The organism is Actinoplanes octamycinicus, from assembly GCF_014205225.1.
Taxonomy (GTDB): Bacteria; Actinomycetota; Actinomycetes; order Mycobacteriales; family Micromonosporaceae; genus Actinoplanes; species Actinoplanes octamycinicus.
The window spans coordinates 4,147,096-4,162,096 of the sequence record NZ_JACHNB010000001.1 but is presented as its reverse complement, the minus strand read 5'-3'; the positions used below and the strand labels follow the sequence as shown (position 1 = coordinate 4,162,096).

General features: G+C 72.2%; 13 protein-coding genes. 7 read left to right on the top strand and 6 right to left on the bottom strand.

Features of this window, described 5'->3' with window-relative positions; all coding sequences use genetic code 11:
- Nucleotides 1–5 precede the first annotated feature (5 nt).
- The gene (locus BJY16_RS46445; protein WP_203759379.1) at nucleotides 6–1,940 is read left to right on the top strand and encodes a sensor histidine kinase; all 1,935 of its coding nucleotides are present in this window, start codon (nucleotides 6–8) and stop codon (nucleotides 1,938–1,940) included.
- On the top strand, nucleotides 1,937–2,176 hold the full coding sequence (locus BJY16_RS18640; RefSeq protein ID WP_185040678.1) for a hypothetical protein: 240 nt from the start codon (nucleotides 1,937–1,939) through the stop codon (nucleotides 2,174–2,176). The genes BJY16_RS46445 and BJY16_RS18640 overlap by 4 nt, the downstream gene beginning before the upstream one ends.
- Here BJY16_RS18640 and BJY16_RS18635 read toward each other — a convergent pair.
- Entirely contained in the window at nucleotides 2,149–2,751 is a 603-nt protein-coding gene (locus tag BJY16_RS18635; RefSeq protein ID WP_185046532.1) for a response regulator, read from the bottom strand. The two genes, BJY16_RS18640 and BJY16_RS18635, sit on opposite strands and share 28 nt — an antisense overlap.
- Nucleotides 2,752–2,837: 86 nt before the next feature.
- Between BJY16_RS18635 and BJY16_RS18630 the strand changes: the two genes are divergently transcribed.
- Together BJY16_RS18630 and BJY16_RS18625 are read left to right on the top strand one after the other, a co-directional pair.
- The gene (locus BJY16_RS18630; RefSeq protein ID WP_185040677.1) at nucleotides 2,838–3,938 is read left to right on the top strand and encodes a phospholipase D-like domain-containing protein; all 1,101 of its coding nucleotides are present in this window, start codon (nucleotides 2,838–2,840) and stop codon (nucleotides 3,936–3,938) included.
- A gap of 163 nt (nucleotides 3,939–4,101) precedes the next feature.
- A complete protein-coding gene (locus tag BJY16_RS18625; protein WP_185040676.1) occupies nucleotides 4,102–4,863 on the top strand; it encodes a M23 family metallopeptidase in 762 nt (253 codons plus the stop codon).
- Here BJY16_RS18625 and BJY16_RS18620 read toward each other — a convergent pair.
- On the bottom strand, nucleotides 4,808–6,058 hold the full coding sequence (locus BJY16_RS18620; protein WP_185040675.1) for an MFS transporter: 1,251 nt from the start codon (nucleotides 6,056–6,058) through the stop codon (nucleotides 4,808–4,810). The genes BJY16_RS18625 and BJY16_RS18620 overlap by 56 nt on opposite strands.
- Nucleotides 6,059–6,519: 461 nt before the next feature.
- On the opposite strand from BJY16_RS18620, the gene BJY16_RS18615 reads away from it, so the two are divergent.
- The gene (locus tag BJY16_RS18615) at nucleotides 6,520–7,959 is read left to right on the top strand and encodes a GGDEF domain-containing protein (protein ID WP_185040674.1); all 1,440 of its coding nucleotides are present in this window, start codon (nucleotides 6,520–6,522) and stop codon (nucleotides 7,957–7,959) included.
- 158 nt (nucleotides 7,960–8,117) lie between these two features.
- Entirely contained in the window at nucleotides 8,118–8,651 is a 534-nt protein-coding gene (locus BJY16_RS18610; RefSeq protein ID WP_185040673.1) for a GNAT family N-acetyltransferase, read from the top strand.
- 200 nt (nucleotides 8,652–8,851) lie between these two features.
- On the opposite strand, the gene BJY16_RS18605 is transcribed toward BJY16_RS18610, so the two are convergent.
- A complete protein-coding gene (locus BJY16_RS18605; RefSeq protein WP_185040672.1) occupies nucleotides 8,852–9,376 on the bottom strand; it encodes a hypothetical protein in 525 nt (174 codons plus the stop codon).
- A 466-nt stretch (nucleotides 9,377–9,842) separates the two neighbouring features.
- On the opposite strand from BJY16_RS18605, the gene BJY16_RS18600 reads away from it, so the two are divergent.
- Nucleotides 9,843–11,060, top strand: coding sequence for an IS110 family RNA-guided transposase (locus tag BJY16_RS18600; RefSeq protein ID WP_311775285.1), 1,218 nt, complete (start codon nucleotides 9,843–9,845; stop codon nucleotides 11,058–11,060).
- A 105-nt stretch (nucleotides 11,061–11,165) separates the two neighbouring features.
- Here BJY16_RS18600 and BJY16_RS18595 read toward each other — a convergent pair whose 3' ends face one another.
- From BJY16_RS18595 to BJY16_RS18585, 3 genes are all read right to left on the bottom strand, one after another.
- Nucleotides 11,166–11,498 carry an STAS domain-containing protein gene (locus BJY16_RS18595; protein WP_185040671.1) on the bottom strand — a complete coding sequence of 111 codons (333 nt, stop codon included), beginning with the start codon at nucleotides 11,496–11,498 and terminating at the stop codon, nucleotides 11,166–11,168.
- Nucleotides 11,499–11,581: 83 nt separating this feature from the next.
- The gene (locus tag BJY16_RS18590; protein ID WP_185040670.1) at nucleotides 11,582–14,101 is read right to left on the bottom strand and encodes an AAA family ATPase; all 2,520 of its coding nucleotides are present in this window, start codon (nucleotides 14,099–14,101) and stop codon (nucleotides 11,582–11,584) included.
- Nucleotides 14,101–14,763: a hypothetical protein gene (locus BJY16_RS18585; RefSeq protein ID WP_185040669.1), complete on the bottom strand. Its 663-nt coding sequence runs from the start codon at nucleotides 14,761–14,763 to the stop codon at nucleotides 14,101–14,103. The genes BJY16_RS18590 and BJY16_RS18585 overlap by 1 nt, the downstream gene beginning before the upstream one ends.
- Between the last annotated feature and the right edge of the window lie 238 nt (nucleotides 14,764–15,001).

Below are 15,001 nucleotides of genomic sequence, written 5' to 3'. Positions count from 1 at the left end.
CCGCCATGAATGGCTACCGATGGCCGGCGATCGTCACCGCTCTGAGCGGCTGCCTGCTGCTGGCCACCCAGCCGGCGTCGGTGGGTGGCGGGCTCAGCCTGGTCGCCCCGTTCGGCAGCGACTACTACTCGGGGATGCCCCGGGCGGCGGCCGTGGTCGTGGTCTTCCCGCAGGTCGCCGCGGTGGTGGTGGCGTTGCTGCTGGTCCGCTGGTGGCCGTGGCAGCTGCTGGCGGCCGGGCTGCTGACCGCCGGGACGACGCTGCACGTGGTGCCGCTGCCGATCCTCGCCGTGCCGCTGACCCTGTCGTTCACGCTGATCGGGGTGCTGGCCGGCGCGCAGGGCCTGATCCGGGACGGCGTGCCGCGGTGGGGCACGGCGATCGCCGTGGTGGCCTTGGGTCTGCGGCTGTTCTCCGCCGGGCTGATCGGCCGCGGCACCATGCGGCACCACGACCACCAGCTGTTCCAGGCCACCGTGGTGGCCGTGGCGCTGTTCGGGGTGCTGGCCTTCGCCTGGCGGGTGCGGCCCGGCGAGCGCGGTCCGCGGGCCCGGCCGGTGATCGTCGCGGCGGCCACCCTGTTCCTGGTGATCCCGTTGTCGATGGTGACCCGGGGCCAGGTCGCCGCCCTACTCGGCATCGACTCGTCGGTGCTGTTCCGGCACCCGTGGGTGGAGAACGCGCTGGCCGGCGGGGCGTCCCTGGTGCTGGCCGCCGGGCTGGCCGCGGCGGCCGGGCTGTGGTCGCTGGGCGCCGCGCTGACCATGGCCCTCGCCCAGGCCGCGCTGGGCACGCCGCTGCTGCTGGCCTTCTTCGCGCTGGAGGGTCAGACCGCGGCCCGCTGGTCGGGCCTGCTGGCCGGGACGGCGATCGGCGTGCTGGCCGCGATCACCCGCTGGCGGGTCGCCGCCGCCGGGACGCTGAGCGTGCTCGCCGCGACGTCGCTGTTCATCGCCTACTCGGCCACCACCGGCGACCCGGGCCGGATCGGCACCCAGCACCGGGTGGTCCCGGCGCTGATCATCCTGGTCGTGGTGGTCGCGGCGGTGACCGCGACGGCCGGCGCGACGGTGCCGGTGCTGGCCCGGCGCGGCTCGGTGCCGGCGATGCTGGGCCCGGTCGCCGGGATGATGGCGGCCAGCGCCGCGCTGCTGCTGCAGGCCACCTATCTGGAGGGCGACGGCCGGCCCGCGTCGGACACGCTGAACGCGGCCCGGCACCTGAACACCTCCGGTGTGCTGCTGCTGGTGGCCGGCGCCGCGGTCGGTGGTCTGGGGCTCGCGCACTACCTGACCGAACGCTGGGCGGAGCGGAAACGGGCCGAGGAGATCCGCCGGGAGGCGGCCGCCGCGGAGCGGGACCGGTTGGCCCGCCCGATCCACGACGGGGTGCTCCAGGTGCTGGCCATGGTGCAGCGGCAGGGCGCCGAGCCGGCCGCGGCCGGCACCGCGCTGGCCGATCTGGCCACGCTGGCCGGCGAGCAGGAGTCGGCGCTGCGCCGGCTGCTCGCCGGGGGCGGCACGCTGGTCCCGCCGGTGAGCCGGGCGGATGGCGTCGACCTGCGGGCGGCGCTGTCCGAGCTGGCCGGTCCGGGGGTCGAGGTGGCCACCCCGGCCGAGGCGGTGCCGCTGCCCGGCGACGACGGCCGGGAGCTGATCGCGGCGGTGCGGGCCGCGCTGGACAACGTCCGGCGGCACGCCGGTCCGGGCGCGCACGCCTGGCTGCTGCTGGAGGACGAGGGCGACGGCGTACGGGTGACGGTCCGGGACGACGGGGCCGGGATCGCGCCGGGCCGGCTCGCCGAGGCGGAACGTGACGGGCGGCTCGGCGTCGCCCAGTCGATGCGCGGCCGGGTGGCCGACCTGGGCGGGACGATGACCGTCGACAGCCGGCCGGGCGAGGGCACCGAGGTGGAGTTCTGGCTGCCACGCCGCCGTTGACACCATCCCGGGCCGCGCGCGGCCGGGTCACCTATGTGGCGGCGGCCGTGACGTCGGCCCCGCCGGACGGGTTACGGGTGAGCCTGGGCGGCGACCTCGGCGGGTTCCGCCGGGAGACGGTGTGGCGCTGCGCCGGCGCCGGCTGCGACGCGGTCCCGCTGGACACCTACCAGGGCGGCGGGCGGCGGGAGCAGCTGGTCGAGGGCCTTCAGGAGATGCCCTCCTCCAGGGCGTAACGGACCAGCTCGGCCCGGTTGTGCATCTGAAGTTTGCCGAGCGTGTTCTGTACGTGGTTCTGCACCGTGCGGTGCGACAGCACGAGCCGCTCGGCGATCTGCTTGTACGACAACCCCTTGGCCACCAGCCGCAGCACTTCGGTCTCCCGCTCGGTCAGCCGCGGCCGCCCGGGCCGGCGGTACTCCCCCAGCACCAGCCCGGCCAGTCCCGGGGTGAACACCGGGTCGCCCTCGGCGGTCCGCCGCACCGCGTCCAGGAACTCCGCCCGGCCGGCCGATTTCAGCAGGTACCCGGTGGCCCCGGCCTTGACCGCCTCGAGCACGTCGCGGTGCTCGCCGCTGGCCGACAGCATCAGGATCCGCACCGCCGGGTCGGCGGCCCGCAGCCCGTGGATCACGTCCACTCCGGACAGGTCGGGCAGCTGCAGGTCGAGCACCACCACGTCGGGCCGGGCCGCGGGGGCCACCCGCAGCGCCTGCCGTCCCTCACCGACGGCGGCGGCGACCAGGTATCCGGCCTCGCCCAGATCCCGGGCCACCCCGTCCCGCCACATCGGGTGGTCGTCCACCACCATCACGCGCACCGTCACGCCGATCACCATAACGACGGCGGATGATCGGTGGATGGGCCGGCGCCGGGCCCCCGGCGCAGACTGACCCCATGGGTGCTGACCTCGGCGGAATCGAGTTCTACGCGGGTCCCCCGGTGCTCGGTGGGCCGGACGACCTGGACGCGGTCATTCGTGACTTCATCGACGGCGCGACCACCCGGCTGCTGATCGCGGTGCAGGAGCTGGACTCGCGGCTGATCGCCGACGCGATCGTGGCGGCCCGGGCCCGGCGGGTCCGGATGCAGATCGTGCTGGAGGGCGACTATCTGCGGGAGGAGAAACCGGTCGCCGACCCGTGGGTGATCGGCGGCGAGAACGAGGGCAACCGGGTGATCCACGCGGCCCTGCTGCGCGCCGGGATCGACCTGGTCACCGACTTGAACCCGTACATCTTCCACCAGAAGTTCATGGTCCGGGACCCGGGCCGGCCGACCGCGGCGGTGCTCACCGGCTCGACCAACTTCACCCACACCGACACCGGCACCAACCCGCCGGACGTGCTGGACAAGCCGGGCAACAACCTGAACCACGTGGTGGTGCTGCACGGCAGGACCGCGGCCGAGCTCTATCTCGCGGAGTTCGCCCGGTTGCGCAGCGGGACCTTCGGCGACCTGCACGAGCGGCACGAGCCGCGGCCCCGGGAGTTCCGGCTCGGCGGCATCCGGGTCAAGCCGGTCTTCGCGCCCGAGCAGGGCCCGGAGATGGAGATCATGAAGCAGATGCTGAAGGCGCACGAGCGGGTGGACTTCGCGATGTTCACCTTCGCCCAGTCGTCCGGCATCGACGACACCATGGAGTGGATGCTGAGAGCCGGCATCCCGGTGCGCGGCGTGCTCGACCGCGGGCAGGGCTCGCAGCGGTGGGCCGCCACCGAGCCGCTCAAGGCGGCCGGGGCGCAGCTCTTCGAGAACGTCCCGGGAAACGGCGTCCGGAAGATCCACCACAAGCTGATGGTGATCGACCGCAAGCTGACCATCATCGGCAGCTTCAACTACACCGCGCCGGCCGCCACCCTCAACGACGAGAACATCGTCGTCCTCGGCGACCTGGAGGAGCGCAACCCGGACGCGATCGCCGCCCAGGAACGGCTGGCCGGCTACGCCCTCGCCGAGATCGACCGGATCATCACCGACCTCTCCCGGCCCGCCTGAGACGCCCGGTCCGCTCGGCTTCCGATCGCCGCTTTCCGGTACGGCCGGAGCACCAGTGGCGCAAATCCCCACAAGTCCGGGTCGCCGTCCGACGCCGAGTTCCCTAGAGTGGGCGGTCGGCGTCGCGCCCGCGGCGCCGGACGGCGGATGAGGGGACGGCGGCATGCGCAAGTTCGTGGCCGGAGTCGCGGCCATGACGGCGGCGCTGGCCTTGGCGGCCTGCGGCGACAAGAGCGAGGAGCCGTACTTCGTGAGCGAGGGCTCGACCGCCTCGGCCTCCGGAGCGCCGGCCTCCTCGGCGGCCGCCGCACCGAGCGAGGCGTCCAGCGCGCCGGCGGCGAGCCCGAGCGCGAGCCCCAGCGCCTCGCCGAGCGTCAGCCCGTCCGCGTCGAAGAAGGCGACCTCCTTCACGTACGTCTTCCCGGTGGTCGGCAACAACTCCTATGCGCGCACCCACCACGACTACCCGGCCAGCGATCTGATCACCGGCTGCGGCAACAAGTTCCGGGCAGTCACCGACGGCGAGGTGCTGGCGGTCACCACCGTCGACAAGTGGAAGGCCTCGGTCAACGACGGCGCCACCCGCGGCGGCCTGTCGATCTCGATCCTCGGCGACGACGGCGTCCGCTACTACGGCTCGCACCTGGAGAAGATTTCCGCCGGGGTGACCGTCGGCGCCCGGGTCACCGCCGGCCAGACCATCGGCCGGACCGGTGACACCGGCGACGCCAGCGCCTGCCACCTGCACTTCGGCATCTCCCCGCCGTGCGCCAAGTCGGGCGACTGGTGGAACCAGCGCGGCACCGTCTACCCGTGGCCCTACCTCGACGCCTGGAAGGCCGGGAAGAACAAGTCGCCGGTCGCCGCGGTCAAGAAGTGGAAGGCCGAGAACGGCTGCCCGACCAAGCCCACCACCTTCGGCTGACCGTCGGCCAGCCGGCCAGCACGGCCAGGACGGCGAGCGTCGCCAGCAGCGCGACGCCGCCGACCACCAGGCTCGGGCGGACCCACTCGGCGGCCGCGCCGGCGCCGAGCATGGCCAGGCCCTGCACCGCGCAGAGCCCGGACATCGCCACCCCGAACGCGCGAGCCCGGTAGGCGGCCGGCACCGCCCGGCCGAAGAGGCCGTTCAGCGGGATGCTGAACGCGCCGGCCAGCCCGCTGACGAAGAGCAGGATCAGCACCACCGGCAGCGGCGGCCGGGCGGCGACCGGCAGCAGCACGGCGCAGGAGAGCACGGCCAGCGGCAGCATCAGCCGTTCCCGCAGGTCCGGGCCGCAGAACCGGGTGAGCAGCACCCCGCCGATCGCCACGCCGGCCGGCATCATCGCGAGCAGCAGGCCGCCGGTGCGGGCGCCGCCGCCGTACTCGCCGGCCAGCGGGGCGACCACCCCCTCGGTGGCGTAGACCAGGCAGGCCAGCCAGAAGAGCAGCAGGTACGACCGGAGGGTGCGGTCGGTGAAGACCACCCGTACGCCGGCTGTGGTCTCGGCCCACCAGGAACCGGACGGTTCGGCGGCGATCTCGGTGGCCGCCGCGCAGCGGCGCAGACCGGTGGTGATCAGCGCCGCGGAGATCAGGAAGGTGGCCGCGTCGGCGGCCAGCACCAGCTGCGCCGACCCGGCGGTGACCAGCAGGCCGCCCAGCGCGAAGCCGGCCACCTGGGTGACCTCGGCGACGATGTTGTCCAGGCCGTTCGCGACCGGGTAACGGTCGCCCCGCAGGATGTCCGGCAGCAGCGAGGCGCGCGCCGACTGGAACGGCGGGCGGCACAGGTTGGCCACGAAGGCGATCGCCACCAGCAGCGGCACCGGCATCCCGGGCAGCAGCATGAGCAGCACCAGGGCGGCCCGGATCAGGTCGGCGCCGATCAGCACCCGGCGGCGCGGCAGCCGGTCGGCCAGGACCGCGAGCAGCGGGCCGCCGACCACCCAGGTCAGATACGAGCCGGCGAAGGTCAGCGCGGCCAGCAACGGCGAGCCGGACCGCTGGTAGACCAGGAAGGACAGGGCCACGGCGGTCAGCTGGTCGCCGATCAGCGACAGCAGGTTGGCGGCGAAGAGGTGGCGGTACTCGCGGACCGCGAAGATCTCGCGGTACCCGGCCTGCTGTTCGGACAACGATGCTTCCCTGCACATAGGTCGACGGCGGGCCGTCCCAGGTCCAGATGGGACGGCCCGCCGTCGCTGACGGTCAAACCACTGCTTTCCGAGGGGGCTCAGGCCCAGCTACGACCACGCATGTGGGGAACTCCTTCCCGCAGAGACGACGTCGGACTCACGGTGGGGGAACTTCAGCTCCAGGTACGACCGCGCATCGAGGCACCTCCTTCGCCGGGGGATCAGCTGACGGTGGGGAGTTTCAGCTCCAGGTACGACCGCGCATCGGGGGCACCTCCTTCGCCGGGGATCGGCTGACCGGATCTACGTTAAGTTTCCCTAGAATTCGGGCATATCATCTTTTCGTCTGGTCCGCCCGCGCCGCTCGTCGCGATCGGGACGACCCGGCCGCCGCTCCCCGATCACTCAGATCACCCCCGGCCCCGCCGATGGGAACGCGCCGAGCCGAGAGGGGTGACCGGATGCGCTGGCCACACGCCACCGCGCCGGCGTGGATCGTCCACGCCGGCTTCCTGACCTGCGCCCTGGGCGCGGGCGGCGGCTTCGCCCTGGCCACGCCGGGATGGCGAGCGGTCATCTACACGCTGGTCGTGGCGATCTCCATCGCGCTGTTCGGGCTGGCCCTGCTGGCCGGGCACCTGACCCACCGGCGGCCCTGGCTGGTGGCGATCGGCGGCCTGCTCCTGCTCCTCGTCGATCAGCTGCTCTGGCCGTTCTGGATCATCGACGGGCACCTCGGCCGGGCCGAGGGCCGCCCGGCCGACCTGCTCCTCGCCGCCGCGCACGGGCTGTTCCTGATCGGCGCCGCGATGGCGGTCCGGCACCGGATGAGCGCGGACGCCGGCGGCATCGTCGACGCCGCGATGTTCGGGGTCTGCGCCGGCGGCGCGCTGTGGATCTGGGTGTTCCAGCCGCACCTGCCGGCCGACGCCACCCCGATCGGCCAGGCCCAGGTGCTGACCGACGTGCTGGTGCTCTGCGCGGTGGTCGGCTGCCTGCTGCGGATGGCCGCGGCGGCGTCCGGGGCGGCCCGGGTCACCCTCGGCTATCTGCTGCTCACCGTGGTGCTGACCGGCGCCGCGCTGACCGCCGGGGCGCTCGGGGCGCCGCACCGCGGGGCGGTGTCCGGCGTACTGATGCTGCTCGCCTTCCTGACCATCGCGGCCGGCGCGGTGCACCCGGGCGCGCCCGCCGCGGTCGAACCGGCCTCGGTGGCAGAACGGCCGGCCGGCCGGTTCCGGCTCGGCTGGCTCGGGGTGGCGCTCAGCGTCAACCCGGCGATCACCGCGGCGCAGGCGCTGAGCGGCGGCGAGCAGGCCGCCAGCCCGCAGTTGCCGATCGCCACCCTGCTGGTCATCCCGCTGGTGCTGATCCGCTTCCGGCAGCTGTCCGGGCAGCGCGAGAAGGCCGAGCGGGTGCTCGCCTACCAGGCCTCGCACGACGAGCTGACCGGCCTGTTCAACCGCCGGCGGATGATGGCCGAGATCGACCGCGCGCTGACCGGCCCGCACCCGGTCACCGTGCTGCTCTGCGACCTGGACGGCTTCAAACCGGTCAACGACCGGCACGGGCACGCGGCCGGCGACGAGGTGCTGCGCGCCGTCGCCACCCGTCTCACCGAGCTGGCCGGCCCCGGCCGCCCGGTGGGCCGGCTGGGCGGCGACGAGTTCGTGGTCCTCTGCCAGGCCGGCACCGACGCCGAGATCGCCGACCTCCGCGACCGCATCACCACCACGGTCAGCACCCCGATCCCCCTCGCCACCGGCCAGGTCTCGGTAGGCGTCACGATCGGCTCGGCCCGCACCACCCCGTGCGCCCCACTCGACCGCACCGCGTTGATCGCCCAGGCCGACGCCGCCATGTACGCCGGCAAGCCCAGCCGCCGGCCCCGAGCCGCTTGACCGGCTCTCTCCGGCTCACGGAACGGCGCGTCGGAGCCGCCTGACCGGGCGCTCCGCCGCGCCCGGGGACGGCTCCGGTCGTACCGGAAACCGGTCTGACCGGAAGCGGTAAGCGAATCGGTTTGCCTGCCGGGCCGGTCGGCGGCACAGTGGCCGCCATGGAAGCACCTGAAATGATCAACGCCGGTGAGCTGGTCCTCAAGCGGTGGGAGCCGGAGTGGGCCGCCGAGGCCGCGGCCGCGGTGCAGGAGTCGCTGCCCGAGCTGAAACCCTTCCTGCCCTGGGCCAAGGACGGCTACGGCCTGGCGGAGAGCCTCTCCTTCATCCAGATGTCGGTGGACAACTGGGCGGCCGGCACCGAGTTCAACTACGCCATCTTCACGACCGTCGGCGACCTGGTCGGCTCGATCGGCCTGATGACCCGGATGGGCCCGGGCACGCTGGAGATCGGCTACTGGATGCGCACCCCGTGGGCCGGCCGCGGCTACATGACCGCCGCCGTCTCGGTGCTGACCCGGGTCGCCCTGACCCTGCCGGGCGTGGAGCGTGTGGCGATCCGCTACGACGCCGCCAACAAAGCCTCCGCCGCGGTTGCCGCCAAGGCCGGCTTCGTCGAGGTGGACCACGTCGAGCGCATCCCGGAGGCCCCCGGCGAGACCCCCGTCCTGGTCACCGCGGAACGCCGTTCCTGATTCCGCGGGCCAGCCCCACCTCCGGCAGCGCCCGGGTGGCTCCGCCGGACGGCGCCAACCCGTTCGCACCGCCCGGTTCGCCGGCGATCCCCGGCAACGGCCCGTCCTTCCCGCCGCCCGCCCCGTCGTTCCCGCCGGCCAACACGACATCAAAGCCGTCCCGTCGCCGGAGCTGCCTCCGGCGTGAGCGGCCGGGGCGGTCAGCGGCCGGCGGGGCGGGACTGCTCCTCGGCGATCTCGGCGAGCTTCTTGACCGTGGCCTTGCTCAGCCGGGCGCCACCGGCGAGCAGCAGGCGGTCCAGCTCGCGGTCGGTGGCGATCAGGCACTCGCGGGGCAGGCCGTGGAAGCTGATCACCCCGGAGCCGATGAAGGTGAGCACCGGGGTGACCGGCACGGCGCGCCCGAGATCCGCGGAGAGCGCCTCGGCGGTGCGGCGCGCGGTCAGCCGGGCGTCGATCACATAGGGCGGACGCCGGCCGCCGATCTGCACGGTGTCGCCGACGATCAGCACCCGGGAACGGCCGTGGTCGGCCACCGTCACCGCATAGGTCCCGCCGGGCCCGATCGCCAGGAACCCCGGGCCGACCGGCAGATCCACCAGGAACCAGTCCGGCCCGAGACGGTCCAGCCGGGCCAGGACCCGCGCGTCGGCGCTCTCCAGCCGGCGGTGGTCCCGCTCGGCACGGACCCGCCGGGCCCACTCCACCGGAGTAACTCTGGGCATCCTCTCCACCCGACCCACCGTAGCCCCACCCGTCACGGTCCGATCAACTCACCGTCACCCGCTGGCGCCGATCCGCGCACCGGCGTCCCGGCGACAGTCCGGTCGCCGGCACCGCGCAGGCGCCATCCGTGCCGTCCTCGGAGCCCACGGTCCCCGCCGTCCGGCCACGTCGGTGACCGGGTCGGGGTTTCGGTGACCAGCCGCGGACCGTGAAGGGCGCGGCGATCGTTCTGGACGCGCCAGCGGCCAGATCGCCGGGCCCGGCCCGCGCTACTTAAAGAGAATTTGGTGTACGACCGCGGCCCGGCCAGGCTTGGTCGAGGTGATCGGTAGGGTGCTCAGGCCCGCGCTGCCCACTCATATGGCGGGGTGTGGCTCTCTCCCGGCTTGGACCCTGCCGGTCACCGTGGCGCGGAGTGGCTGAAGAGGGGTTTGCCCAGCTGTAAGTAGCGTTGCCCTCCCGCTGGTGTGGTTCTGCCGCGACGACGGGAAGGTCAACGGGTACATGGGTCAGCTGATCATTGGAGTCGATCCGCACAAGCGGTCCGCGACGATCGAGATCATCAACGAGCGTGAACAGGTGCTGGCCCGTGGCAGGTACGGCACCGACACCGGTGGCTACCAGCAGATGCTCGCCGCCGGCCGCCGTCACGCCGGCCGGGTGTGGGCGGTCGAGGGCTGTAACGGCATCGGCCGGCACCTGGCCCAGCGGCTGGTCGCCGACGGCGAAACCGTGCTGGACGTCCCGGCGAAACTCGCCGCGAAAGCCCGCAACTTTGACACCGGGCACGGCCGTAAAACCGACGGTCACGACGCGCACCACATCGCGGTGACCGCCCTGCGCACCCCGGGCCTGCGCCGCGTTCACGCCGACGGCGCCACCGTCGCGCTGCGGCTGCTGGCCGACCGCCGCGACCAGCTCGGTGTCGCCCGCACCGAGACCATCAACCGGCTGCACCAGCTACTGCTCGAACTGATCCCCGGCGGCGCGAAGAAGAACCTGACCACCGACCAGGCCCGCACCCTGCTCGAACGCGTCAGCGTCCCGGCCGGCGACATCGTCACCGCCACCCGCTATCAGCTGGCCGGCGACCTGGCCGACGAGCTCACCACCCTGGACACCAAGATCAAAGCAGCCAACCGGCAGCTGAAGACCGTGCTGGCCGCCACCGGCACCCAGCTGACCAGCCTCAACGGCATCGGCCCCTCCGGCGCCGCCCGCCTGCTCGGCGACATCGGCGACATCAGCCGCTTCCCGACCCGCGGGCACTTCGCCACCTGGAACGGCACCGCCCCCATCGACGTGTCCTCCGGCGACAACCATCATCACCGGCTCAACCGGGCCGGGAACCGGCGCATCAACCGGGTCCTGCACATCATGGCCATCACCCAGCTCCGCTTCGACACCCCCGGCCGCGCCTACTACCAGCGCAAACGCGCCGAAGGCAAAACCGCGATGGAAGCCATGCGAGCGTTGAAACGACGCCTGTCCGACACCGTCTACCGCCAAATGATCAAAGACGACCACACGGCACAACAGACAGCGACGGGTCCGGGAGGACACACGGGGGCGACTCTGAACTCCAGCGCGGCCGACCCAAACCCCAAGATCGACACTTCGGAAAAGTCACAACCCGGACCCGCCAACCACCACCCTAAAACACCCCTCACACCAACCCCTTGACAGAGGGGTGCCGGGAGCATGCGATCCGCACCCAAGCGGACCTGCGTGAACGAAGATCTTGATCTTGGGATTGCCGGCAGGATCGAACCGGAGCGGTTGCCGGGGTCAGACCGGGGCGATGCCGAACACCTCCGCCAGGCCGGTCACCTCGATGGCCTGGCGGACCGGGGCGGACGGCCGGGTCAGCACCATGGTCAGGCCGGCCGCGGCGGCGGTGTTGCGGACGCCGACCAGAGCGCCCAGCGAGTACGAGTCGATGAAGGTCACCTCGGCCAGGTCCAGGCTCAGCTGCCGGCAGGGGGAGCCGGCGACCGCTTTCTCCAGGCTCTCGCGCAGCTCGTCGGCGACGTCGACGTCCAGCTCCGGGGCAAGCAGCGTGGCGTGCAGGGTGGTGCCGTCGTCGCTGGTCCGGTACGACACGATCGCATCAGTCGTCATGCCGCCCCAAGCTACCCCGGTAATCGGGTCCGGACACATGATCGGCGTCGCCGGGGCGGGCGGACGACGCCGATCGGTGGACGTCAGGGCTGGTCCGGCGGCTCCGGCGGCTCCGGCTGCCGGGGTTGCGGGACGCCGTTGCCGTTGGCGGGCGGGTCGATCGGGTCCGGCCGGCGCCAGATCTCATGACCGGCCGGCCCCTTGCCGGTGGCCGCGCCGGGGACAGCGCCGGTGCTCGCGGCGGCGCCCGGGGCAACGCCGTTACCAGGGACGGCGCCGTTGCCGGCAGCGGCCACCTCCAGGACCACCGGCTCCGGCACGTGCCGGGCGGGCAGCGCCACCGAGAGCCGCCCGTGCCCGCGGTGCGCGGCGAGCGCCGCCCGGTGGTAGCTCTCCACCTCCGCGATGAACTGCTCGTCGGCGTAGACCGAGCCGTCGACCAGCGGACCGGGCCGGCCCTCCAGGACCGCGACCACGTCCTCGCCGGTCAGCGTCTTGTGCGTCTCCAGGGCGTGTGCCAGGGCCAGCACCTGCCGCCGGTTCTCGGTGAGGATGGCGGCGGCCCGTTCCATCATCGTGCCGAGGCTGTCCTCGATCCGGTCGGCCAGGGCGCGCCGGGCGCTCAGGTCGTTCTTCTCCCCCTTGGGCACGCCGCCCGGTGTGCCGGTGCCGAGCCGGCTGGACGCGGCGTAGGAGGAGACCGTCGAGCCCATGCCCCAGACACCCTCCATGTTGGTGGCGACCGCGGTGGCCTGCTCCAGGTCGCCGGAGACGCCGGAGGAGCTGTCGCCGTCGAAGAACATCCGCTCGCCGGCCAGCGACGCGAGCGACACCAGGATGTCCGACTCGTAGTGGCTGCGCCAGGTGGTGAACTGGTCCTCCGGCGGGATGCTGGCCACCATGCCGAGGTAGCCGCTGCCCTTCTCGATCGTCGCGATGTCGATCTCCATGTGGTGCCGGGTCCGGTACGCCACCACCGCGTGACAGGCCTCGTGCACCGCCACCGCGTGCCGTTCGCGTTCGATGTACTCGACGTTCTCCGCCGGCCCGAGTTCCTTGAGCTGCTTCGCCCGGATGATGTCGCGCCAGGTGATGGTGTCCCGCTCGTCGCGGATCGCGGTGATCAGCGCCTCGTTCACCATGTCCTTGATGGTGGCGCCGGTCGCGTACGGCGTGATCGTCGCCAGCTTGTCGATCTGCTCGTCATCCAGCTCGTGCTTCACCTTGTCCAGGTAGCCCCGGTAGGTGCGGACCCGCCCGGCCTTGCTCGGGTAGCCGACCTTGTAGATCCGGTCGATCCGGCCGGGCCGCAGCAGCGCCTCGTCCAGGGCTTCCGGCAGGTTGGTCGCCATCATCACCAGGATCCGGTATTTCGGCGGCGGTTTCGGCCGCATGCCCAGCGCCCGGCGCACGTGCCGGTTGATGAAACCGCGCGGCTTCTTCAGCCCGGACAGCTCGGTGAGCAGCGCTTCCAGGGTGCCCATGCCACCGCCGCCGCCCATCCCGCCGCCGTACATCATGGATTCCCGGGCGACCTCCCAGCGGGACTGCTCGGAGAGGTAGGACATGCCGTTGCAGCCGGCGTGGCTGAAACCGCCGCGCGGGAAGCCCGGGCCGCCCTGGGCCAGCGCGCCGCGGTTGCCCAGCGAGTCGGCCTCGTCGAAGAAGACGATCACCCCGCCGTAGCGGAGGGCGAGTTTGCGCAGCTTGCGGAAGAGGCTCTTGACCTTGAGCACGCCGACGCCGAAGAACATGTTGATGAACGCGCCGGGGTCGACGAACACGTACGGCCGGCCGGTCTCGCCGGCCACCGCCTCGGCCATCAGGGTCTTGCCGGTCCCGGGCGGGCCCCAGAGCAGGATGCCGCCGGGCACGTAGCCGCCGCGCGACTCGATCGCCTCCGGGCGTTCCAGGTAGACGATGTTCTCCTTGACCCGGTCGAGCACGTGGTCCTGACCCCACACGTCGGTGAACCGGGTCTTCACGTCGTCCGGGTAGTAGACGTCGACACCGCCCCGGGACAGGAACCAGAAGATCGCCGCGAACTGCCCGACCGCGATGAACAGAATGAAGATGACCTGCAGGAACATCGGCGCGGCCGACCACAGCAGGGCGGGGACCTGGAAGAGCGCCAGGGCCGGGGTGGTGTCCAGGGCGGAGGCGAGCACCAGGGACACCACCGCCAGGAACAGCAGCCACTTGAACACCCGGGCCAGCCGGAACCGGGTCCAGTCGGAGAACATCCGGTGGGTGAGCCGCTCGACGCCGCCGAAGATGCCGTGCGTCCACATCCGGTGGTACCAGGAGACGTGCTCGCTGATCAGGTAGTGCAGCTGGCGGAGCACCTCGATGCCGGCCAGCGCCAGCAGGGCGATGCCGGAGCCGCTGTGCAGCCGGGCGTACATCGCGTCCTGGAACGGCAGGATCGGGTTGTCCGCGACGTCGGTCCAGACCAGGGCGAAGAAGGCGACGGTGAACAGCAGCAGGAACTTGATCCGGTCCCAGAACGGGAGCTTCTTGCGGGTGGTGCGTTCCCGCCGCTCCCGGGGGCCCTCGTCCGGTGGGCGCAGGCCCTCGGGCTCGATCTGTGTCGGAGCGGTCATCACTTGCTCCTCACCGTGAAGGATGTCGCGATGGTGTCCAGCTGGTCGCCGCGCTCCCGGTAGCAGCTCGTGGAACACCTGATGAGGAGCAGGTAGAGCCGGTCACCGGTGTTGTTGAGCAGAGCGGTCAGGTCGAAGGTGTGCATCACACCGGTGATCGCGTAGTCGTAGACGACCCGGACCCCGTGAGTCCCGTCGGACGGGGTGAGCACATCGTCGCTGAGCAGCTCGAAGTCGCTCAGCCGCGGATCCTCGGCGGCCTCCCGCGCGGCCGCGGTCACCGGCAGGACGCTGTTGCGCAGCATGTCCAGCGACACCGCGTTCCGCTCCGGCTCGGTGAGCTTGGCGACCCGCGCGTAGACGATCGGCTCGTCGGTCGCGTCGTAGGAGATCAGATGCACCGCGCTCGGGATCGAGGAGGCGTCGTAGGCGACCGACCACCACAGCTGCTGGCGGATCGCGGCGGCCGCCGAGTCCGGATTGGACCCGCTCAGGTAGCCGTCCAGCTCGTCCGTGCTGGTCTGCCGCCAGTCCTGCGGGACCTTGAAGTAGGTCTTCTCGTCGGAATTCTTGACATAGGTGTACTCCGGGGCCGCGCATCCCAGGGTGACTGCCGCGAGGGCGATCACCGCCGCCCCCGTGTGGATCGCTCGCTTCAGCACTGGCAACCACCGCCCTGAACGCACCGTCCGTGGTAGCAGTATCACCCCGAGTTGTTACGCGATCGAGTCCCCATCTTTGTATTCGGAATGTTGAGTTCACGCCGCGCCCCGTGAATCGGCAAATGTCGACTCATTTGCGGCGGCGCCAAGAGCAAAAACCTTCAAGAACTTCATATGCGCGGGTCCGCCGGGGTGCGGACCGCATGCTCCCGCGCGGGGCGGGCCCGGCGATCTGGCC